Origin of the sequence: Corynebacterium tuscaniense, from assembly GCF_008693065.1 — a bacterium.
GTDB lineage: Bacteria > Actinomycetota > Actinomycetes > Mycobacteriales > Mycobacteriaceae > Corynebacterium > Corynebacterium tuscaniense.
Genome location: NZ_VXKH01000002.1, coordinates 98,415 through 119,381, shown reverse-complemented (window position 1 = coordinate 119,381; position 20,967 = coordinate 98,415). Strand labels below are relative to the sequence as shown.

Genomic DNA, 20,967 nt, shown 5'->3' with positions numbered 1-20,967 from the left:
CCTCGGAGCCGTTGTGAACGAGCACCAGGGAGCCGGGGGAGTAAGGAAGGCGGATCTAGTCCAGGTAATCGCGCAGCACTTGCGAACGTGACGGGTGGCGCAGCTTGGACATCGTCTTCGACTCGATTTGGCGAATACGCTCACGCGTCACGCCATAAACCTGGCCGATCTCATCGAGCGTGCGCGGCATACCATCGGTCAGGCCGAAGCGCAGACGCACAACACCAGCTTCACGCTCGGACAGCGTGTGTAGCACGTCTTGGAGCTGGTCCTGCAGCAAGGTGAAGGACACGGCGTCGACGGCCACAACGGCCTCAGAATCCTCAATGAAGTCTCCGAGTTGGCTGTCACCCTCATCACCAATGGTCTGGTCCAGGGAGATGGGCTCACGGGCGTACTGCTGGATTTCGAGGACCTTTTCCTCGGTGATGTCCATTTCCTTCGCCAGCTCTTGCGGCGTCGGCTCACGGCCGAGATCCTGCAGCAACTCACGCTGGATGCGGCCGAGCTTGTTGATGACCTCGACCATGTGCACCGGAATACGAATGGTGCGTGCCTGGTCTGCCATCGCGCGGGTAATCGCCTGGCGGATCCACCACGTGGCGTACGTGGAGAACTTGTAGCCCTTGGAGTAGTCGAATTTTTCCACCGCGCGGATCAGGCCAAGGTTGCCTTCCTGAATCAGATCAAGGAAAGCCATGCCACGGCCGGTGTAGCGCTTAGCCAAGGACACCACGAGACGCAGGTTTGCCTCCAGCAGATGGTTCTTCGCCTTGCGGCCATCACGTGCTACTGCGCGAAGATCACGCTTCACAGCAGGGGTGAGCTTGGCATCCTTATCGCCTGCTTCGGCTGCACGCTGCATCTCATCGAGGCGGTACTGGGCATACAGGCCCGCCTCGATCCGCTTGGCCAGCGAAACTTCCTGCTCAGCGTCGAGCAGCGCAACTTTACCGATCTGCTTCAGGTATGCGCGGACCGAGTCCGCAGAAGCAGTGAGCTGCGCATCCTTGCGGGCCTGGCGCAGAGCAGCGGACTCTTCAATGTCCCACACAGACGGAGCTGGGCTGCCATCATCTTCATCATCCTCAGCACCAGCCGGTGCGGACTCACCAGCGGCGCTTTCCTGACCGAGCTCCGGCACGAATTCGGACTCATCCTCTTCTTCGTCCTCATCGTCGGCGACGTCATCTTCGTCCTCATCGTCGAGGTCCTCATCGCCGGCAATCTCCGGATCATAATCATCATCCAGCTCGTCGCCGTCCATGTCGTCATCGATCAGGGCATCATCCACATCGTCCGCGTCATCTGCCTCATCGACATCGAGCTCATCTTCCAGCTCGTCTGCCTTGGGGGCCTGTGCCGCGGCAGTCTTTTTCACCGTTTTCTTTGCAGCCGTTTTACGCACCGTCTTTTTTGCCGCGGTCTTCTTTGCAGCCTTCTTAGCTGTCTTCTTAACGGCCTTCTTGACAGTTTTCTTAGCCGTCTTTTTTGCAGGTGTGCTCGAGGCCTTGCCCTCACCGGTAGCCACATCTGCTTTTTCAGTCGCGGTGGTCGAAGCGGCCGCCTTGGTGGTCTTCTTCGCCGTGGTCTTACGGGCGGTCTTCTTCACGGTCTTCTTCGCCGCGGTTTTTCGTGCGGTCTTGTTCACCGCCTTTTTTGCAGTTTTCTTGGCGGTTGCGCGCGCAGGAGAAGCCGTCCCGGTGTCACCGGGTGCCTGGGTTGCGCCGGATGCGCCGACGGTTTCAGGACTCTTCTTGCTGGAAGGGGTGCTAGCTGCCACGTACGACCTTTCGTGCACTCATCACTACTGTCGGAAGTTGTCCGCCCCCACGGTACGCGCATTTGCGTTGGCGGGGTTGAGCCCCGTGGGGTGGATCCAACAACCTCACCTGTTGAAGTCTATTTTGCCATCCCATTGAGATAGGCAAGAGGACCAGAGATCAAAGGACAACCGTACAGCATATGCACACACGGCTGAGCTTCGCCACCGTTATGGGGTTTTTCTTTCAGGGGGAATTGATGCGTTACGGCGTGACGTCCTTGGCCACTGCCATTGCCGCACCGACAATACCTGCACGGTTGCGGAGCTGGGCGGGGACCACGGGCGTGTCAACGGTGAGGAAAGGAACCCACTTGTCGGATTTGCGTGAAATGCCACCACCAACAACAAACATGCTGGGGTTGAACAGGCGCTCGTACTCTTTGAGTACCTTATCCACGCGCGTTGCCCACTGCTTGTAGCTGAGATCCTCGCGGTCACGCACAGCGGAAGATGCCTGGTGTTCAGCTTCCTTCTTTCCTACGATCATGTGACCAAGCTCGGTGTTGGGGAACAGGGTGCCGTCTGTGATGAAAGCGGAGCCAATGCCAGTACCGAAGGTGAGGAATAGGACGGTGCCAGTCCGGACGACCTCATCGCCGAAAGCAACTTCAGCGAGGCCAGCCGCGTCCGCGTCATTAAGCACGGCGATGCTTCGGCCAGGTAAGTGCTTCGTGAACAGATCGTGGACGTTGGTGCCAATCCACGTGGAATCAATATTTGCAGCGATTCGTGCAACCTGGTCTTTCACTACTGTCGGCATGCAGATTCCCACTGGACCATCCCAGTTCAGCTTGTCGACGATCTCTGCGACCGTCCTTGCAACCGCCACAGGGGTTGCTGGCTGCGGAGTCTCGATTTTGATGCGCTCAGTAACAAACTCACCGGTGTCCATGTTGACCACAGCCCCCTTGACACCAGAGCCACCAATATCAATGCCGCAACAATAGTTCCCACCTGCGGGGAGATTCCCGTTATTCATACCTCCCGAGTTTACCTATCAATGTCGCCTAGAGTTGAGCACGATGACTGGCACAGACGATCACATAGACAACCTTGAAGCGCACGAGCAAATCGACACAAGCGAGCTATTAGCCGTAGCTCTGGAAGCTGCCCTAGGCGCTGCAGAACTCGTGCGTACTCGTCGCGCGGAGCTCATCACATCGGGCACGCTGGTAGGCACGGCTGAAACAAAATCCTCCGATGTGGATCCGGTGACCGTGGTGGACAAAGAATCAGAGGAGCACATCACCCGTACGCTCAAAGAATTACGGCCCACTGATGGCATCGTCGGGGAGGAAGGCACATCGCTAGAGTCCGAGTCAGGGGTCCGGTGGATTGTGGACCCTATCGATGGCACTGTGAATTTCCTTTACGGCATACCGCAATACGCGATATCCATTGCCGCAGCAGCCGGGGAGAAGCTTATTGCTGCTGTGGTGATCAACGTGGCTACCGGCCGCACATACATTGCCCGCGCGGGGGAAGGCGCGTATGTAGAAGATGATGAAGGGTGGCACCAACTCACTTGCTCACCACAGGAGAAAGGCACGGTGGCTCATGCGCTAGTTGCCACAGGTTTTTCCTATATTCCCGAATGGCGTGCGCAGCAAGCCCAGATCATCACCAATCTCCTCCCGCAGGTACGTGACATTCGCCGGATGGGGTCGGCCGCACTTGATCTGTGCGCGCTGGCGGAAGGTACCGTCAACGCCTACTACGAGCACGGAATCCACCCGTGGGACTATGCTGCTGGGGCGCTGATCGCCGCTGAGGCTGGTGCGCGCGTGCATCACCCTGGGCTCAGTGCCTCCGGCAAAGATGGCGAATTAACTGCCGCGGCCGCACCGGGCGTGTGGGAAGAATTTCGTGAAGTGTTAGCTGCTGCAGGTGCGTTCGACTCGTTATGTTAAGCCATTAGTTGGCGGCGAGGATTTCCCGCACGAGTGGAATAACCTTTGTGCCGTACAGCTCCACGGACCGCATCCGGGCAGCATGGGGGATGTTTCCGACGGTGGAGTACACCATGTCATAGCGTCCGAGATCGAGGGTTTGAACCGTGTTGGCGATCTTCTTTGCCACAGTCTCAGGTGATCCTACGGTGAGCGCACCATCATTGATTTCAGCTTCGAATCTGTCGCGGGTCAGCGGTGCCCATCCGCGGGTGACGCCGATGCGGTTTTGTGCCGCGGCGTATTCCTTAAAGATGATCTTCTTGGCTTCCTCGTCGCTGTCGGCAACGAAACCAGGGGAGTGCACGCCCACGGGATATGTAGTGGTACCCAACTGCTCCGTCGCCTGTTTGTACAGGTCAACGTACGGCTTGAAGCGCACGGGTGCCCCGCCGATGATCGCCAACATGAGACGGAAACCGTAGCGCGCTGTACGCACCACGGACTTCGGCGAACCTCCCACACCAACCCATGTAGTCAGGCCACGATCCGTCTTCGGATACAGGTCTACCTTCTCTAGTGCGGGGCGTGTCTGGCCGGACCAGGTCACCGGCTCCTCTTTCACAATCTCAGCCCACAGATTGAGCTTCTCCTCGAACAGGCGGTTGTAATCCTCCAGCTTGTAGCCGAACAGGGGGAAAGACTCTGTGAAAGAGCCACGTCCAAGAATGACCTCTGCACGGCCATTGGACAATGCGTCCAAGGTGGCAAACTGCTCAAAAACGCGGACCGGATCGTCGGAGGACAGCACTGTCACGCCCGAGGCCAGCTTCATGTGGTTCGTAGCGGTGGCAATACCGGCCAACATTGTGGGTGGGGAAGAGATGGCGTAATCCGGCCGGTGGTGCTCGCCAACGGTGAATGCATCTACACCGATGGAGTCCGCGAGCACAGCCTCCTCCAGCGTCGCGCGGATTGCTTTGGAGTAAGTGAACAGGGAGCCGTCTGCCTCTCGTGGTAGGTCCCCAAATGTGTCCAGACCGAACTCAATCGCTGCGGGATCTAGCGTGGTCATGCCAACTCCTTCTTGTCTACAAGTGAGTGTAGTGTTTGCACGTCTACATTCGCGCCGAAGGCCGGATAGCCGGGCTGTAAAGCGATACCGGCTTTGAGGGAATCCAATAGCAGTGGCTCAAAGCCGAAGTCTCGGACGAGCGTGCCCACGAGCGTGACGTCTTCCGCATTGTCACCAGCGACAGCGATGGCTTTGCCTGTGCCAGGACCTTCTTCGAGGTCGTGGTAGCCCATGTGATTGAAGGCCTTTACCACACGCGAATTGTTCAGATGGTCTTGCACGAGCTGTGAAGAATGGGCCTCCGCGAGATCGGGTTCATGGCCATCCGTTTCCCACCAGTAGTTCATCGCATCAATTACAAGTTTTCCGGCTAACGCATCTGTGGGGAGCTGGCGGAAATTGCGCAGGGGAAGCGCAAGGATGACCACGTCGGCGATCGCAGCGACCTCTTGTACAGTACCGGTACGTGCGCCGGGAACGAGGGTGCCAACGATAAGATCGATTGTCTCCGGATTTCCTGAGCTAGCTAGCGTTGTATCATGCCCCGCCGCGACGGCAAGTCTGCCCAGAACGGTACCAAGTTTGCCCGCGCCGAGGATTCCGATGTGCATGCTTAACACCCTCTCTTTATATGACGTGTCATCGACGTTAGTATCTTAGAGTGTGATATCTCCAGCAACTCGTGCGGATTCACCAGCGAAGGAGCGCTTAGAAGCGTATCCACAATGTTGCTGATACCCCCGTGTTGCGACACGCCGGAATCACACTCCGGCAGGGGAACATGACATCTGGGCGAACGTGATTTACTATCGCGTCGAAAGTACGCAATGAAGGCCATCGCATCGACCGATTACGTGCACTAGCACGCGGTCATGTAGGGCACAGAAAGTATCAGAAGGAGACCCTTTCGTGGCCACTGATTATGATGCTCCCCGCCGGCGCCTCGATGACGAGATTGAGACGGACTCGCTCGAGGGGCTGAAGGCGGCTGAAGTCGCGGGCAGCAGCATGGATGATGACGGGGAAGTCGTGGACGCATTCGATCCACCAACGGTGGATCTCACCGGCGAGGAGCTGAATGTTTCCGTTGTACCCAAGCAGGACAACGAATTTACCTGTGCTTCGTGCTTCCTTGTGCAGAAGAACAACCGTCTTGGGTATATCGACGACAATGGGGCAAAGATCTGCCTCGACTGCGAGTAGAACCCCGTAAGGGGGTGTTGGGATTACCTGCCTAGTGGCTCTACTGCCGCATCAGCCTGATCAGGCACGAAGGCGCGCAGGAGAGCTTCTGGGTTCTTGGTGGAGATGAGCCAATATGGGGTGGGGTCCTCCGGATCATTGAGGACGAACAAAGCTAGTTCTTTCACCCACGCATGGTGGATCAAGTAAGCGGCGGGATCGAGTTGTCGGCCAAGCGCATTTTGCTTTGCTGTCTTAGGTACGGCGAGGGAGCGGGGGACAACCGTATGAGGCAGGTTCGCATCGCCGACTACGAGCCACCGTGTTCCATCGGGGTCTTGTTCCACTTTCACCACCGTTGAGGACAAGTAGGTGAGGTACCACGCGAGCAACGCGCCCACGATGAGAAATGTGGCGATGAAGTACACCATGGAGCGGTTGTGTCCTACCTGTGCTCCTATGAGCCCCGCAAAAGCAACGGCCAATACCCACCACCACACCGGCACCCATTGCCGTTCGGAATAAAGCACCGTGCTCGCGCCGGAGTTGGGCGTTTGGGCAGTGGTTGCGTTGGATGTCTCATTGTTCTCGCTCACGGCTCCTATGTTAGGCATCGCAGTGATGATGAGGTGTATGTGGCCAGAACCGAGATTCACGGTCTCAGATCTAAAGGGCTCGAACTTTGAACCGTGTGCGCATGGATTGATCGTGGAAACCCCAGTGCACTCGCGCAGAAGTCGCGGTGGGTGACGTAGTGTGGGGCGCGTGACAGATACGACGAATAATTTCGGACTTAGTAGTATCGGCCCGATTCCTTTGAAGCGGCTTGACCCTGGTTTGCCGTTGCCGCAGCGTGCGCATCGTGGTGATGCCGGGGTTGATCTTCATGCAACGGAGGATCTGACCATTGCCCCGGGTGAGCGCAAGCTCGTGGGTACGGGCATTGCGCTGGCGTTGCCGCTGGGCACGGTCGGTTTGGTGCATCCGCGTTCAGGTTTGGCTGCAAAGCATGGCGTGACCATTGTGAACACCCCTGGCACGATTGATGCTGATTACCGTGGAGAGGTCAAGGTCTGTTTGTTGAATACGGACCGGGAAACTCCTTTTGAGGTGACGCGTGGCATGCGTATTGCCCAGCTGGTTGTGCAGCGCGTTGAATTACCGGACTTCGTCGAGGTGGATGATTTAGATGAGACGGAGCGCGGTGCTGGCGGGTACGGCTCCACCGGAGTTAACTCTTTTTCCTAAGCCATCCCATAACTCATTTCTCAATCCAGTTAATAACGATCAAAGCGAGGTTCATCATGGCACTGTGGCCATTTGGCAAGAAGAAGCAAGCCGAAGAATCCGGCGAGGATCAGGCACAAGTCAGGGAGCTTATCGACGTCGCCGAGGACCCCACTGACAGCGCTGAGAGCACGGAGGCTGAAGCTTTCGTCGATGATGCTGATTCGGATTCAGATCCGGTGTCTATCCCACATGACGTGGTCAATGGGGAGTCGGGCCCCTTTGATGGGGATAGCGTGGACATCAATGATTTTGATTTCAGCGATGTCTCCGATGGCGTGCTGAACTTGGGGTCCATTGCGTTGCCACTGCCGAAGAACTCACAGGTGCAGGTGGAGATGGGTGAGAACGGTCCGCGAATGCTGCATGTGGTGACGGAATTTGGCCGGATGACCCCGGTTGCGTTTGCCGCACCGAACTCTGGCGGCATGTGGGAGGAATCCTCCAATGAGATTGCCGAGGGGATGCGCAGCGAGGGCATGCCCACTGAATTTGAAACCGGTCCGTGGGGCCGTGAGGTCGTTGGTCGTGGGGAGAACGGCATTATCCGCATCATTGCCGTGGAAGGGCCGCGTTGGCTTTACCGTATGACGGCGGCCGCGCCGCATGGCAAGGAAGACTACTTGGCCGACTTGGCACGCAGTGTTATTGCCCGCTCTTTCATCTACCGTGGCACCACGCCGGTCCTGGCGGGTAATTCTTTGCCAGTGGAAATCCCAGCCCCGCTGGCAGCGCAGCTGCAGCAAGCAATGGCTCAACAAGCTCAGCGGGCTCAGCACCTGGAGAATGAGAACTGATGTCTGACCCGTCAGGGGACCTCACGAGTGGTGTCACACTGACATTGCAACCTCATGGGATGGCGCATGGTGGGGAGGCGATTGCGCATGCACCCGACGGTCGTGTCGTGTTTATTGGTGGTGCTGTTCCGGGTGACACCGTGAGTGTGACATTGAATCGGGTGAAAAAGCGCTGGGCGCGGGGCAACGTGGTGGAGGTCATTGAGCCTTCCGCGGACCGCGTGGATCATGCGTGCCCAGCGGCTGCTGTGGGAGCGGGGTGCTGCGATTACTCGCATATCGCACTAGCAGCACAACAACGCTTCAAGCGTGAGGTTCTCATCGGACAGTTGACCCACCACGCCCAAACCAGCGGTGTGCTTGATGGTTTTGATTTAGCCATTGACCTTGAGGAAGAAACACTTAAGCCCACTCTTGGGTGGCGCACGCGGACCCGCTTGGGTGTAGGGCCGGATGGCTGTGCCGGGGTGCGTAAAGCTCGTAGCAATGACATCGTTGCGGATGTCGCCTGCACGCAGGTTCTTCCCGGCGCTCTGGATGGGGTTGTTGGGCCAGGTGCGCGCACGTTCACACCAGGGGTGGAACTCGTTGTGGTGATGGATTCTCATGGCCAGCGCCATGTCGTTGAAACAGCCAAGGCTCAACGCGGGCGACGCGTTGAGTGGGTAGAAACCGTTATTGAAGGTGATCTAGCTGTTGCAGAAGTAGTGCCCGTGGAATCTGGAGGACACGTAGAAGACTTTGAATTTGTCTTCCCGCCTACCGCGTTTTGGCAGGCACACTGTGCGGCACCAGCGGCGTACTCGCGCTATATCACTGACTGGGCAGCCGACGATTATGAGCGGCCAATCGGATGGGATCTGTATGGGGGAGTGGGACTCTTTGTGCCGTCGATAAGCAAAGCAATGGGCGGGCGAGCCAGCATCCACAGTGTTGATTACTCGGATGCGGCCAACCGTGAGGCACAAACCTGTCTGGCGGACCTTGATGTTGACATGCGTAATCAAAAAGTTGAAGCGGGTCTAGGCCACCTGGCAGATCCTGGTCTTGTCGTTTTGGATCCTCCCCGTACAGGCGCAGGGTCAGAGGTTGTCCACGATATTGCGCAGCGTGATCCACAGCGTGTCATTCATGTTGGGTGCGATCCGGCAACCTTCGCGCGTGATCTCGCTGCCTGGGGAAACTCTGGGTATGTGGTGGAGCGCATGGCGCTCGTGGATGCATTCCCGATGACCCATCATTTTGAAGTTTTGTGCAGCCTGGTACGTGCATAGATGTGCGTTCCGAATCTTCTGAGGGTACCGCCGAAGCCGACTCGGCGACGTGTAAAGTTGTGCAGAACGAGCGGTGGCTATTACGGCCTACTGCTGAAGCAGTAACCAAGCGATGTGAAGGAGCAGCGAGGATACGTGAAAAGGCTTGAAGATCTATCGCTTCCCTCTGATGTGAAAGACATGTCAGTGGAGGAGCTCGAGCTTCTGGCTGATGACATCCGCGAGTTCCTCATCCAGAAAGTCTCAGCCACCGGTGGCCACCTTGGGCCGAACCTTGGAGTGGTTGAGTTAACGCTTGCCCTGCACGCCGTGTTTGACTCGCCGAAAGATCCCATCATCTTCGACACATCGCACCAGTCTTACGTGCACAAAATCCTCACCGGGCGTGCAGACCAGTTTGACACTCTGCGTAAGAAGGACGGTCTCTCGGGCTACACCAGCCGGGCGGAATCAGAGCATGATTGGACGGAATCCTCCCACGCGTCTGCAGCACTGTCCTATGCGGATGGTTTGTCTAAGGCGAAGGTGCTGCACGGTGAGGCTGATAGCCGTGTGGTGGCCGTAGTCGGCGACGGAGCTTTGACTGGTGGCATGTGCTGGGAAGCGCTCAACAATATTGCGGAAAGTGAACGCAATGTTGTCATCGTGGTCAATGACAATGGCCGCTCCTATTCCAAAACCATTGGCGGTTTTGCCCGCAACTTGGACAATATTCGATCCCAGATTGCTTCCATCCGCATCCAGCCTGGATATGACGAAGTGATGGAACAAGGCAAGCGCACCTTGAAATCCATGGGCTGGGTTGGGGAGCGCGCGTTTGGTGCCTTCAAAGCGGTCAAAGACGGCATCAAACATCAAGTTATGCCTACCCAGATGTTCCAGGACTTGGGCCTGAAATACGTGGGCCCCATTGACGGACACGATGTTGGTGCGCTGCTCGGCGCGTTCCGTTACGCCCAACAGCATGACGGGCCGTTACTGCTCCACGTCGCAACAGAGAAGGGCCATGGTTTTGCCCCGGCTGTCAATGACATGGCGGATCAAATGCATTCGACCGGTGTGATTGACCCGGTGACAGGCGAAGCACTTGGGAAAGTCCGCCCTGGCTGGACCGGCGTGTTCTCGGAAGAACTTCTTCGTGCCGCTCAAAAACGTGAGGATATTGTCGCCCTGACCGCGGCAATGGCCGGCCCGACGGGGCTCACCCCGTTTGCGGAGAAGTTCCCTTCCCGTTTCTTCGATGTAGGAATCGCGGAGCAGCATGCGGTGACCTCTGCTGCCGGTATGGCTCTGGGTGGCTTGCACCCGGTGGTTGCGGTGTACTCCACGTTCTTGAATCGCGCCTTTGATCAACTGCTCATGGATGTTGCACTGATCAACCAGCCCGTGACCCTCGTGCTGGACCGCGCCGGTGTCACCGGTAGTGATGGCGCGAGCCACAACGGTGTGTGGGACATGGCGTTGACCTCGATTGTCCCCGGCATTCAGGTTGCTGCACCACGCGATGCGGATCGGCTGCGTGAGGAATTCCGCGAAGCTATCGCGGTGGACACCGGCCCTACGGTTGTGCGTTTCCCGAAAGGCGATGTCAGTTCGGGCATTGAAGCTGTCCGCCGAACACCAGGGGGAATGGACATCCTTGTTGATCCAGCGGACGGTTCACGTGCTGGTGCTGCGGGAGGAGACGCGTCTGTGGACGTGCTGCTCGTGGCCATCGGTGAATTCGCCGGTCGTGCTGTGGAAGTAGCAGAATCACTCAATGCGGACGGAGACAAGATCACCGTCGTGGACCCACGGTGGATTATCCCGGTGAACCCGGAGTTAGTCGGTATGGCCACGGAAGCAGACCTCGTGGTGGTGTACGAAGATGGCGTCATCCGTGGTGGCGTGGGATCAGCTCTGAATGAGGTGTTGTCTACCGCTGAGGTGGATACCCCGCTGCGTCACCTGGCGTTCCCGGATGTATTCCCGGGGCATGCGACCCGTGATGAATTGCTGGAGGATGTCGGGCTAGATGCTGCTTCCGCGCGGGAATCCATCCGTGGCTGGATTGAAGGCTTAGCCGACCGGGATTAACCCTCAGCTTCGTCTATTCTGGCGCTGATTCCTAGGTTCATGGTGAATAGCGCGGCGGTGTACTCAATCTGCCACGGTCGTGCACCCAGGTCTGCCAGGAGTGAGGCCACCGAGTGAGTCTGGCTTACCGCGTCACCTTCGGTGAAGGCCCACACTGCTTCCCGCAGAATGGCGGGGGTGAGCAGGATCTCCGGACTGATGTTCAGATCAGTTGCTGTTTCCGCTACAGCTGCGCGCATGGTTTGGAGCGCCTCCCACGACTCGGAGTGGTGGCGCTGCCACGCTGATTTACCGGGGGCGCCACCAGTGGAGCGTTGCTTCTGTGGCCAGGTGGCTGGATCGGATGCGTAGGCTTTTTCCACCACGGTGAACCATTTGCGGGTAGCGCCACGGCGGCGGCGCGGAAAGCCGTCGATACGCGCCAACTCACATGCGCGTGATGGTTGCTTCTTCGCAATGGCAATGATGACCTTGTTGGGCAGGATTGTCGTGGGGGAGACATCGCGGCGTGAGGCTTCTTCATCGCGTGCAGTCCACACTGCCCGTGCCACCGCGCGTGAACGTGCGGTATGGAGGGATGATGTCCCTTTGAGCATGGTCCACGTAGGCATCTGCGGTGACCAGTGGGCAAATTCATCAACAATGTGGGAAAACTCTTGCTCAGCAGCGTCTGTCTTGCCTTGAAGTTCCAAAAGCTCCGCCTGTGCATCCGCGAGATCCCCAAGATAGATCACGTCATCGGCGGCGTAATCAAGCCAATCTTCAGGCAGCGGAACTGCGGACCAATTTTCACGGCCATGGCTTTTCTCGAGCTCAACACCACAAAATTCCTTTACCATAGCGCCGAGGTTCGGCTTGTTGTACCCAGCGATGCGACCAGCGAGCGCGGTATCAAAAAGCCGCCCAGGGTGAAGGCCCAAATCTGCCAGGCTGGGAAGATCTTCTGGTGCGGCGTGCACGATCCACTCGGCTCCATTGAGCACGGGAGCGAGCGCCCGCGTGAGTTCCGCACGGTATCCCTCCGGCGCGAATAAGTAGGTGCCGGCACCACGACGATGGATCTGAACCAGAAACGCACGGTTGTCGTAGCGGTACGCAGACGCGCGCTCAGTATCAATAGCAAAAGGGCCGCGCCCTGCCGAGAGGGAACTCGCTGCGCGTTCAAAGGCTTCTGGCGTATCGACGAGTTGGTAGCGAGCGCACATGCCCATCAGGATAGTTGCCCACTACTTTGAGACGCTTTTTGCCTAGCGACGGTCGAGGCCAGCTACACCTTCCGGTGGCAGGCCAGCAACGTGAGCCAGAACCTTTGAAAAAGCCTCAACGTGGTGAGATAAATCTGTGGTCGCAGCCGTCCAGGAGGCGCGCATTTCAATCTGGTATGCGCGTGGTGGACCACCGATATCCCCGAAACGGACGGATGCCGTGGACGTTACCGTGCCGCCAAGATCGGTGTATTCCGCATGGGTTTCCTCCAAGGATTCACCTAGCCACTGCCACGCAACGTCGGGCAAAAGCGGGTCGGAGGCAACGTCGTCGTCCATGTCAGCCTGGATGTAGGCGACCAAACGCATCGAGTTTTCCCAGGTTTCTTCGCTGGAGGGGGAGTACAGCAGGATCAGACGGCCGAAGGCGTCACCCTGAGAATCGGTGGGTATCGGGCCGCTCTCATCCAGACCGGCAACCTCAAGACCGATGGCATGGCTGTACGGGGCTGGGCGCTGAGGTGGGCGGATTGTTCCCAGGCTGATTTCCGGCCGCAGTTGGGCGCGGTGCATGGATTCGACTGCCTCGGTGAAATCCTCAGGAATTGTTGCGGATTCTTGGGAGGCATGGGGCTCAGAGGCCGTGGCGAGCGTGGGTTGGTCCGAATGTGTCACGGGTTCCAAGCTATCCAGTGACTGCCATCATTCTGTGGAGGCGCGCCGTTACTCTCGCCAACGTGCTACAAAGGACATTGATAAAACTTTCGGTTGATAATCCCGTGTGGGGAGAAAGGGCACAACAACATGGCACAGCCAGACATTGAAAAACTCAACAACACACAGCGCTACGCGCAGTGGGCGACATTCCGCGTGATTCCGGGGGCGCTTGGTGCGGATCGGGGGGACATCATTGCGGAGGCGAAGGAATTCTTTGACAACCTTGAGGCTCAAGGCAAGGTTGTCGTTCGCGGTGTGTATGACATCTCCGGGATGCGCTCTGAAGCAGATGTGATGATCTGGTGGCACGCTGAAGAATTCACCGACTTGCAGAAGGCCTACAACGATTTCCGTCGGACAACAGTGTTTGGTCGGTGCCTTGAGGTGTTCTGGGTCGGCGTTGGCTTGCACCGCCCGGCGGAGTTCAACCGCGGTCACTTGCCAGCCTTCATCATGGGTGAAGAGCCACAGGATTGGATCACCGTCTATCCGTTCACGCGTTCTTATGACTGGTACATCATGGATCCGGATAAGCGGCGCCAGCTGCTCATCGAGCATGGCCAGGCCGCAGCGGATTACGCGGATGTTCGTGCGAACACAATGTCTGCATTCGCGCTTGGTGATTACGAATGGATGCTCGCCTTTGAAGCGCCGACGCTTGAGCGTATTTCCGATCTCATGCACAAGATGCGTTACACCGAGGCACGCCTCCACGTGCGCGAGGAGCTTCCGTTCTTCTCGGGCCGTCGAGTGACGGACATCGCAGAGATCATTGAGGTCTTGCCGTAATCTTCGATCCGTAGATAGACCGGTTACTGCATCGGCTTTTCTTCCAGAGTCATGGCGATGGAATTGATGCAGTATCGCAGGTCTGTCGGGGTGGGGTAACCCTCACCAGCGAAGACATGGCCCAGGTGGGAACCACAGGTTGCGCATAACACCTCAGTGCGCACCATGCCGTGGGAGGTATCTTCGCGTTCTATGACCTTCTCGCTGTTTGATGGTGAGAAGAAAGACGGCCAGCCACAGTGGGACTGGAACTTCTCTGTGGAACGGAACAGATCTTCCCCGCATGCGCGGCAGTGATAGATGCCCTCGGTGGTGGTGTCTGTGTATTCGCCCACTCCGGGCGGCTCCGTGCCCGCCTGGCGCAGCACGTGGAATTCCTCAGGGGTGAGGCGTTCACGCCACTGCTGTTCAGTCCAGTCGCTGTAGTTGTTCTGTGTCATGGTGTTGTGTCCCTCCATCTGCGTCATTGTCTTCATTAACCGAACTGCCCGTTGCTCGGTGCAATGCCAAAGTTGCCGCCCACACCGCGGTGGCGATTATAAATATCGCCCACCCAGCCGTAGGCAGGAAAGTGTTTGTCCAGCGGCCGATAACAGGATTGTCGTATACCACCCAACTCAACGGGGAAAGGCACAAAATGATTCCCAACCAGGCGGTGGGGGTGTGGAAGACACTGGTAGCACGTGCCACGGTGAACACTGCGGGGAAGAGCATCATGGAGTAATACGCCTGGCCCAGGGAGGAAAGTAGACAGACACCTGCTAGCAGTACAGCAGCAGTGGTGGCCGCCCACATCCACTCATCACTCCACCGCCACCGCGCCAACCCAACAACCGCTACGAGGACAGCGGCAGCGAAGATCATGAACAAACCACCATGGAGCCATGCCGGCATGCCAAAGTACACAGCAGCGCCGGCCAGCGATGAGTTGGCGTAGTCCCGCGTGATACCCAGGTAGGGGACAACCACATCGATGTAGTCGCGGGCGCCGGGAGTCAGTGGCCAGGCGATAACGTTGAAGATCACCGGTACGAGACCCGCCGCGATCACCGCACCCCAGTTCATGCGCAACAGTGGCAGCACAATGAGCGGTGCAAACATCGGCTTGATCAAGATGCACAACCCCAGGACCACACCCGCGGCCAACGACGGGCCTCGCAGCAGAAACGCGAGGAAAGCGACGAGCCCCAACAGCAAGATGCCATTGATGTTGGAGAAGGTGAGGGTGTTGGTTACCGCTTCCGTCGCAAAGCCAAGTGCAATCGCACCGGGGAAAACCGGGTGCGCCAGCGTGAACCCTGACAAGCGCGTGAGCCACGCAAGAGCCCCAAGGATGGCCAGTGCATTCACCAAAATGAACAGCGGACGGATGATCTCCGTTGAGCCGAACAAGCCCAAGGGCGACAACAGCAGCGTGGCCCCCGGGTTGTACAGGTAGTGCGGGTCGACGGTGGTGTAGTTCTCGGAATAGACCGGCACGCGCGCCACAAACCGGCGGGCTGCGGCCCACACAGTAGTGAAGTCATCGGTGATCGTGCCGGGAAGCGCTAAAGCCACAATACGGTGGGTAAACAGCAAGATGGCCACGGGCCACAAGGCGGCATTAGCCACCAGTTCCCACCGGGGGCCCCGGTTAAGGGCCGGTGCGGTCCATATAGTTCTCAGGGCATCAGCGCGGGTAGTCACCCCATTAACGTACTAAACGCCGGCTACGAGGTCTTCTGAACCCGCCGGTAACGCGTGAAAAGATAGTCCCCATCCGCCACAGCCTGTTCCAAGGTGAAACGTTCCGCAATGTCGCCCACCAGCCCGGCGGGCTCTCCGTTGACGTGGGGGTCGAGGGTGAGATGGAGGACGTCGATAAGCGAATGCTTGAACATCTCTGCGTACAACGATGGCCCGCCCTCGCACACGATCCGGCCGAAGCCCCGTGCGCGAAGCTTATCGACGACCTCCGGAACCCCACCGCCTTCCGCCAACTCACACCCAGCGGCTTCTAGTGTTTTCCGGCGTGATGTGAGCGCGGGATCTGCCAGCGACTCCTGCGGCGTCACGATGATCGGGGGAGTGCCGCTGAACAACTTCGTGGTGGTGTCAAAGGTGAGGGAGCGTGAAACCACCGCCATTGGTGTATCTGCTGGGCCGTAATCCTCCGCCTTGACGGTGCCGGAACCCACGAGAATCACATCGGCCCATTCGCGCAACCCCTGGAGCACTGCCGAATCCATCTCATTGCCCAGCTTGCCGGACGTGCCTCCTGTGGTGAACGAGCCGAACAGCGTTGTAATCGCAACCGCCCGGACCTCCTCCTGGGCGGATGTTGGGCCGATGATCGTGTTGATCGTGTCCGCCTGGTTCATTGGACCTCCTTGGAGAGCTTCGTGCTACCTAGATCCGGAAAGGCTACAGGAATTACCTAAAACCGCAGAAGGTGCTACACATTTTCCGATCTGGGTCGCGACAGCTGATAGGCAAATCCCCCGGGCTGTCTTGGTGGCAGACAATCCCGGGGGGAGAAGTGGAGCGGATGACGAGACTCGAACTCGCGACCCTCACCTTGGCAAGGTGATGCGCTACCAACTGCGCTACATCCGCGTGTGAGTGTTGGACACTCACACGGAGAGATCACTTTAATGATCAATCCGCGGATCCGTGACGGATCCTTGTGCGCGATACTGGGATCGAACCAGTGACCCCTACCGTGTCGAGGTAGTGCTCTACCGCTGAGCTAATCGCGCGAACTATTCAGTTAAGAATATGGAGGTGGAAACGGGAATCGAACCCGTGTACAAGGTTTTGCAGACCTTTGCCTCACCACTCGGCCATTCCACCGCGGGCGATTGCCGCCTCTTTGACAGTACCAATGAGGTACTTGGAGCGGATGACGAGACTCGAACTCGCGACCCTCACCTTGGCAAGGTGATGCGCTACCAACTGCGCTACATCCGCATTCGAGCATCTAGTGCTCGAATGGAGTGACCACCGGGGTGATCCTTCCGCGGATCCGTGAAGGATCCTTGTGCGCGATACTGGGATCGAACCAGTGACCCCTACCGTGTCGAGGTAGTGCTCTACCGCTGAGCTAATCGCGCGGAAGTCCCCGCTAGGGGGACGTGGAGCGGATGACGAGACTCGAACTCGCGACCCTCACCTTGGCAAGGTGATGCGCTACCAACTGCGCTACATCCGCACACACTCACTTCAAAAGTGTTGCTCCTTGTGAAGTTGTGCGGTTCAAGACTTTAATCTGTCCGTCGCCCCAAGGACAAATCGCCCCTTTGTAACTCACATTTCTTGTGGTCACGACGTCATGGAAGTGCTGTGTGAGGATCGGTTGTTAATGTGTGCTGCCGTCAGCATCACCCCGATTATGGGCTTTTGTCAGCCTGGTGTTAATGTATCCCTCGCGTCAAAAACGCAATGGTCCTATGGCTCAGTGGAAGAGCGTTCCGTTCACACCGGAAAGGTCGCTGGTTCGATCCCAGCTAGGACCACAAACAGAAGTCCGCCGTATGCACGGCGGACTTTTTCTCGTTTCTACTGTGGCTTCTTTTGGTTTTCGTTTGCGGGACGCTGAGGTCAAGTGAGGATCGATATCCATCATTAGGCACGTGTTACCAGCTAGTTAGTATCGCGTCGAGAGTTTGGCGGACTTGAGGCCATGGCTGGGTGAGGTCGATCGTGGTTGCTTGAATGTGGCTTCCTTGGATATACGTGTCTAAATCGGGGTGTTCCTGCGCCGTTGTTCTGGCGTAGAGGAGCAGGCCGCTAACTGAGCCGCCCATCATCGTGTCGGCATTCTTCACGTAGGTGAAGAGTTGATACAGGTTGCCTGAATGAAGGGAAGCTTTCCCCCAACGTCCCATTTGGAGGGGGTTGCTATAGAACTTCGTGTCGATGATGAGCGTTCGTTTTCCATCGGAAAGTGTGATGTCGGTGCGCATCGCTGGTAGCTGCGATGGCAATTCAAGCTCATCATCAACCGCCCACACGATGTTCGAGGCTCGACTGTTGAGCTGAGGGTAGTGGACGGCGAAGTATTCGCGGACAAACCGTTCGAATAGATCGTTCAGCGAGTCATCTGTCGCCCATGCCGCGAGTGCTTCCCCCGATTCGTCGGACGGCAGCAGGCCCTCCGCCAAGAACTGGCAGTACTGGAGCAGTGTCCTGTACGAGGAATTCGTACGATAATAGGTCAATGACGACCAGTCGATCATTCGCAACGGGATTTCCGCTACGCCAGTGAAGTGGCTTTGTAAGCGTTTGAGGAAACGTTTGCGTTCATGACTCACTGAACCGTGTTGGATAAGCGTGCTCAAGGCAGCCTTCACCGCACGGTTGTGTGGAGTGTCCTCGCTGAACTCATCAAAAACACAAGCAAGGCGTCCCTTTGAAACCGCATTGCGCGTCACCGAGCCGCTGACATCGACTTTTCCACGAACAGTGGTGAGCACTTCTTCGTGTGACACATATTGCTTGTGAAGGCCTCGCCGTACCTGGCGGCTGGTTTCGAATCCAATGCGATGAGCTAGGAGTTCGTGAAGATGCTCGAACTCGATTTCCCCACGAAGTGAGACTTCTCGGTGGTGGATGGATCTAAACGCATACGCCATCATGACGTAGACGTTTCCGACCAGCACAGAGGTCTTAGAGGACTTAGACATCGATCGAATTCCTGAGTTTGAAGCTCCATTCTTCGACGCGGCTTTGCTCATCGAACCAGTACTCGTCGAGAAGTGGGATGAGCTCGTCCTCAACAACGGAAGAAAGCCATGTCTCATCCGGTGCCGTGTCTTCAGGGAGAGTGAGATAACTATGACCGATGGCAAAGCCACGTCCTAGTGTCGGATCGCTTTCAATTTCACGGTTGAGGTCTTTGATCGTTGCGACTAGGGCGTTGAACGCTTCACTCTCCTGAGCTTCCATCTGTCGCTTGAATTGGGAGGAATCGAAGGCCGGACTCATTTCGAAGAAACCGAAACGCCGACGAAGTGCATAGTCAAGAACAGCAATGCTTCTGTCTGCTGTGTTCATCATTCCGATGATGTGCAGATTGTCTGGAACTGAGAATTTTTCATTCCTGTAGAGGAGTCTCAGTATTTGCCCTCGCTTATCGGCTTCGATAAGCATGAGCATTTCGCCGAAAATTTTTGAGATATTGCCACGGTTGATTTCATCGATAATGAAGAAATATGGCTTGCCAGTTTCATCCTTCTGGGCCTCGGAGCAAAACTTATAGAACGGTCCGTATTCCAGTTTGAAACCGCCTGATTCCGTCGGGCGATACCCCATAATGAAGTCTTCATAGCTGAAGCTTTGATGAAATTGGACCGTGAGGATTCGGCTTTTATCTACCTCGCCCATGATCGAGTAAGCGAGACGTTTCGCAGAGAAGGTCTTGCCTACGCCGGGAGGGCCAGCGAGAATGACGTTTTTCTTCCGCATGAGCAAGGAGCGAAGGCGGTCGTACTTCTCCTCGGGAAGATAGACCTCTTTGAGGAATTGTTCCTTGCTATAGGGAGGATGTTCAGCCACTGGGGTGCCCTCCGATGGATCATCCCCGAATAGGCTCTCAAGATCCTTAACGTAATCCGTGTAGCGGGTGATGTCGGTCAAGGTTTTTGTAGCAGCATCACCAGGGTGCTCCCACTGTCCCTTATCCGTCCACTCAACGTCCCTCACATTGGGGAAACCAGTGCGTCCCGGTTCGTGCCGCGCCTCGGAGGTCACGCGTCCTCTGCCAATGACTTCTTTACGCCCACGTTTGGCGAAGATAATATCGCCAGGCTGTATTGAGTTTTGAAACTCCCATAGCGCGAGTGTGTTGTTGGGGCCATTCTGGTCTGCAGGGAGTGCTTTGCGAATTTGATCGCGGGAACTGTACTGAGACAAGTCGCCGACTTCCTCCCAGCCGATAGCCATGACACCGTCGGAGTATTGGGCTTCCCAGTTTTCGCCACCTTTGCCGGGAGCGAACAGCCAGTAGTGGGTGCCTCGAGCCTCCTCATCGGGTTCAACCTGGATGGCGTCTTTGTCCCACATCGGACGAACTTGTGGGCTCCAAAAATGGAAGGGGTCACTGATCTCATGGCCGAGTGAGTGCCGAACTCTCAGCAGGTCTTGGTCTACATCAAGCGGAGAGTCGGATGCGATGGAGCTCAGACGATCTGCAAATGCATCACGAATGCGAGTCTTCATATCCTGGCTGGAGATAGGCTCAAAATACTCGGGGAAGATAAGGAACTGAAGAGCGTTCCTGATATCTGAGCGGTCCTCGCCGGAATCGAGCATGCATTTCTCGATGGCCCAGGGGTCTTGTCGCACCGAGGCTTTTTGTTCTGGGGTTTGTGAATCCCAAGTCTTGATGAAATTGGCTACCCAGATGATCTGGCGCCACAAGGACCCGTAGTAGCTCTGTCCGGGTTTGAATCCACAATTGGAAGTCGTGGACATCCACGAGACGACATCGGATGGAATTTCAATGGGATGATCCAAGATCCCCAAAATATCCTCAAGGTGTTGACGCCGTGTAACAGCTTGGGAGCCTTTCGTTGGGTGCTCGCGTAAGATGGCGATCTCGGCGGCCAGCAGAATGACTTCCGGCGCAGCGCCGGTCAATTGCTCACGAAGCTTTTCCCATTGAGTCTGGCTCTTTCCGTGGATCGGGTTGTCCTCAATGCGTCGGCGGAGTTCTTCGGCAACCTCACTGACCCAAATCTTTAGGCTTGAGTCCAGAATCGAGTACCCATCGCCAAGCATTTGCTCGGTGATGGGGCGGACATCGGTGGCAAGATTCAGTTCGCATTGAGGACGGGAAGAAGTGACTGCGGAGAGCTGATCAGACATATCCT

19 protein-coding genes and 7 tRNA genes are annotated in these 20,967 nt (G+C 57.0%); 8 read left to right on the top strand and 18 right to left on the bottom strand.

Going from position 1 to position 20,967, the window contains the following annotated elements; all coding sequences use genetic code 11:
- Nucleotides 1-55: 55 nt before the first annotated feature.
- Together F4V54_RS01390 and ppgK are read right to left on the bottom strand one after the other, a co-directional pair.
- Complete coding sequence (locus F4V54_RS01390; protein ID WP_150385981.1) at nucleotides 56-1,783, bottom strand: RNA polymerase sigma factor; 1,728 nt, start codon at nucleotides 1,781-1,783, stop codon at nucleotides 56-58.
- A 244-nt stretch (nucleotides 1,784-2,027) separates the two neighbouring features.
- Nucleotides 2,028-2,804 (bottom strand): polyphosphate--glucose phosphotransferase, encoded by a 777-nt coding sequence (gene ppgK / locus F4V54_RS01385; protein WP_150385980.1) that lies wholly within the window; start codon nucleotides 2,802-2,804, stop codon nucleotides 2,028-2,030.
- Nucleotides 2,805-2,847: 43 nt separating this feature from the next.
- On the opposite strand from ppgK, the gene F4V54_RS01380 reads away from it, so the two are divergent.
- The gene (locus F4V54_RS01380; RefSeq protein WP_150385979.1) at nucleotides 2,848-3,735 is read left to right on the top strand and encodes an inositol monophosphatase family protein; all 888 of its coding nucleotides are present in this window, start codon (nucleotides 2,848-2,850) and stop codon (nucleotides 3,733-3,735) included.
- Between the two features lie 4 nt (nucleotides 3,736-3,739).
- Here the strand turns inward: F4V54_RS01380 and F4V54_RS01375 are convergent, their stop codons facing one another.
- Both F4V54_RS01375 and F4V54_RS01370 read right to left on the bottom strand, forming a co-directional pair.
- Nucleotides 3,740-4,789, bottom strand: a complete 1,050-nt coding sequence (locus tag F4V54_RS01375) for an LLM class flavin-dependent oxidoreductase (protein WP_150385978.1) — start codon at nucleotides 4,787-4,789, stop codon at nucleotides 3,740-3,742.
- Complete coding sequence (locus F4V54_RS01370; RefSeq protein WP_102724121.1) at nucleotides 4,786-5,400, bottom strand: NADPH-dependent F420 reductase; 615 nt, start codon at nucleotides 5,398-5,400, stop codon at nucleotides 4,786-4,788. Before F4V54_RS01370 ends, F4V54_RS01375 begins: the two co-directional genes overlap by 4 nt.
- 298 nt (nucleotides 5,401-5,698) lie before the next feature.
- Here F4V54_RS01370 and F4V54_RS01365 point away from each other — a divergent pair, with 298 nt between their 5' ends.
- The gene (locus F4V54_RS01365) at nucleotides 5,699-5,992 is read left to right on the top strand and encodes a DUF4193 domain-containing protein (RefSeq protein WP_034661410.1); all 294 of its coding nucleotides are present in this window, start codon (nucleotides 5,699-5,701) and stop codon (nucleotides 5,990-5,992) included.
- 23 nt (nucleotides 5,993-6,015) lie between these two features.
- Here F4V54_RS01365 and F4V54_RS01360 read toward each other — a convergent pair whose 3' ends face one another.
- On the bottom strand, nucleotides 6,016-6,567 hold the full coding sequence (locus F4V54_RS01360) for a DUF3093 domain-containing protein (RefSeq protein WP_232218051.1): 552 nt from the start codon (nucleotides 6,565-6,567) through the stop codon (nucleotides 6,016-6,018).
- Between the two features lie 169 nt (nucleotides 6,568-6,736).
- Between F4V54_RS01360 and dut the strand changes: the two genes are divergently transcribed.
- The 4 genes from dut to dxs all read left to right on the top strand — a co-directional run bounded on the left by dut (nucleotide 6,737) and on the right by dxs (nucleotide 11,405).
- Nucleotides 6,737-7,219: a dUTP diphosphatase gene (gene dut / locus F4V54_RS01355; RefSeq protein WP_150385977.1), complete on the top strand. Its 483-nt coding sequence runs from the start codon at nucleotides 6,737-6,739 to the stop codon at nucleotides 7,217-7,219.
- 56 nt (nucleotides 7,220-7,275) lie between these two features.
- Complete coding sequence (locus F4V54_RS01350; protein WP_150385976.1) at nucleotides 7,276-8,055, top strand: DUF3710 domain-containing protein; 780 nt, start codon at nucleotides 7,276-7,278, stop codon at nucleotides 8,053-8,055.
- Nucleotides 8,055-9,329, top strand: a complete 1,275-nt coding sequence (locus F4V54_RS01345) for a class I SAM-dependent RNA methyltransferase (RefSeq protein ID WP_150385975.1) — start codon at nucleotides 8,055-8,057, stop codon at nucleotides 9,327-9,329. Before F4V54_RS01350 ends, F4V54_RS01345 begins: the two co-directional genes overlap by 1 nt.
- 135 nt (nucleotides 9,330-9,464) lie before the next feature.
- Nucleotides 9,465-11,405, top strand: a complete 1,941-nt coding sequence (gene dxs, locus F4V54_RS01340; RefSeq protein WP_150385974.1) for a 1-deoxy-D-xylulose-5-phosphate synthase — start codon at nucleotides 9,465-9,467, stop codon at nucleotides 11,403-11,405.
- Here the strand turns inward: dxs and F4V54_RS01335 are convergent.
- Entirely contained in the window at nucleotides 11,402-12,610 is a 1,209-nt protein-coding gene (locus tag F4V54_RS01335; protein ID WP_150385973.1) for an HRDC domain-containing protein, read from the bottom strand. The two genes, dxs and F4V54_RS01335, sit on opposite strands and share 4 nt — an antisense overlap.
- Nucleotides 12,611-12,652: 42 nt before the next feature.
- Nucleotides 12,653-13,216, bottom strand: coding sequence for a DUF3000 domain-containing protein (locus F4V54_RS01330; RefSeq protein ID WP_376998134.1), 564 nt, complete (start codon nucleotides 13,214-13,216; stop codon nucleotides 12,653-12,655).
- Between the two features lie 198 nt (nucleotides 13,217-13,414).
- Here F4V54_RS01330 and hemQ point away from each other — a divergent pair, with 198 nt between their 5' ends.
- Complete coding sequence (gene hemQ, locus F4V54_RS01325) at nucleotides 13,415-14,116, top strand: hydrogen peroxide-dependent heme synthase (protein WP_150385971.1); 702 nt, start codon at nucleotides 13,415-13,417, stop codon at nucleotides 14,114-14,116.
- 23 nt (nucleotides 14,117-14,139) lie between these two features.
- Here the strand turns inward: hemQ and msrB are convergent, their stop codons facing one another.
- From msrB to F4V54_RS01280, 9 genes are all read right to left on the bottom strand, one after another.
- Nucleotides 14,140-14,556, bottom strand: coding sequence for a peptide-methionine (R)-S-oxide reductase MsrB (gene msrB, locus F4V54_RS01320; protein WP_150385970.1), 417 nt, complete (start codon nucleotides 14,554-14,556; stop codon nucleotides 14,140-14,142).
- Complete coding sequence (locus tag F4V54_RS01315; RefSeq protein ID WP_249041188.1) at nucleotides 14,525-15,727, bottom strand: glycosyltransferase family 87 protein; 1,203 nt, start codon at nucleotides 15,725-15,727, stop codon at nucleotides 14,525-14,527. The genes msrB and F4V54_RS01315 overlap by 32 nt, the downstream gene beginning before the upstream one ends.
- A gap of 98 nt (nucleotides 15,728-15,825) precedes the next feature.
- Complete coding sequence (locus F4V54_RS01310) at nucleotides 15,826-16,476, bottom strand: dihydrofolate reductase family protein (protein WP_102724128.1); 651 nt, start codon at nucleotides 16,474-16,476, stop codon at nucleotides 15,826-15,828.
- 159 nt (nucleotides 16,477-16,635) lie between these two features.
- Nucleotides 16,636-16,711, bottom strand: a tRNA-Gly gene (locus tag F4V54_RS01305).
- A 71-nt stretch (nucleotides 16,712-16,782) separates the two neighbouring features.
- Nucleotides 16,783-16,854, bottom strand: a tRNA-Val gene (locus F4V54_RS01300).
- Nucleotides 16,855-16,874: 20 nt separating this feature from the next.
- Nucleotides 16,875-16,948, bottom strand: a tRNA-Cys gene (locus F4V54_RS01295).
- A 41-nt stretch (nucleotides 16,949-16,989) separates the two neighbouring features.
- Nucleotides 16,990-17,065, bottom strand: a tRNA-Gly gene (locus F4V54_RS01290).
- A 71-nt stretch (nucleotides 17,066-17,136) separates the two neighbouring features.
- Nucleotides 17,137-17,208, bottom strand: a tRNA-Val gene (locus F4V54_RS01285).
- Between the two features lie 22 nt (nucleotides 17,209-17,230).
- Nucleotides 17,231-17,306, bottom strand: a tRNA-Gly gene (locus F4V54_RS01280).
- A 232-nt stretch (nucleotides 17,307-17,538) separates the two neighbouring features.
- Here F4V54_RS01280 and F4V54_RS01275 point away from each other — a divergent pair.
- Nucleotides 17,539-17,610: transfer RNA gene (locus F4V54_RS01275), tRNA-Val, on the top strand.
- Nucleotides 17,611-17,730: 120 nt separating this feature from the next.
- On the opposite strand, the gene F4V54_RS01270 is transcribed toward F4V54_RS01275, so the two are convergent.
- Entirely contained in the window at nucleotides 17,731-18,780 is a 1,050-nt protein-coding gene (locus F4V54_RS01270) for a 5-methylcytosine restriction system specificity protein McrC (protein WP_170253080.1), read from the bottom strand.
- Nucleotides 18,773-20,962, bottom strand: a complete 2,190-nt coding sequence (locus F4V54_RS01265; RefSeq protein ID WP_150385967.1) for an AAA family ATPase — start codon at nucleotides 20,960-20,962, stop codon at nucleotides 18,773-18,775. Before F4V54_RS01265 ends, F4V54_RS01270 begins: the two co-directional genes overlap by 8 nt.
- Nucleotides 20,963-20,967: the final 5 nt, after the last annotated feature.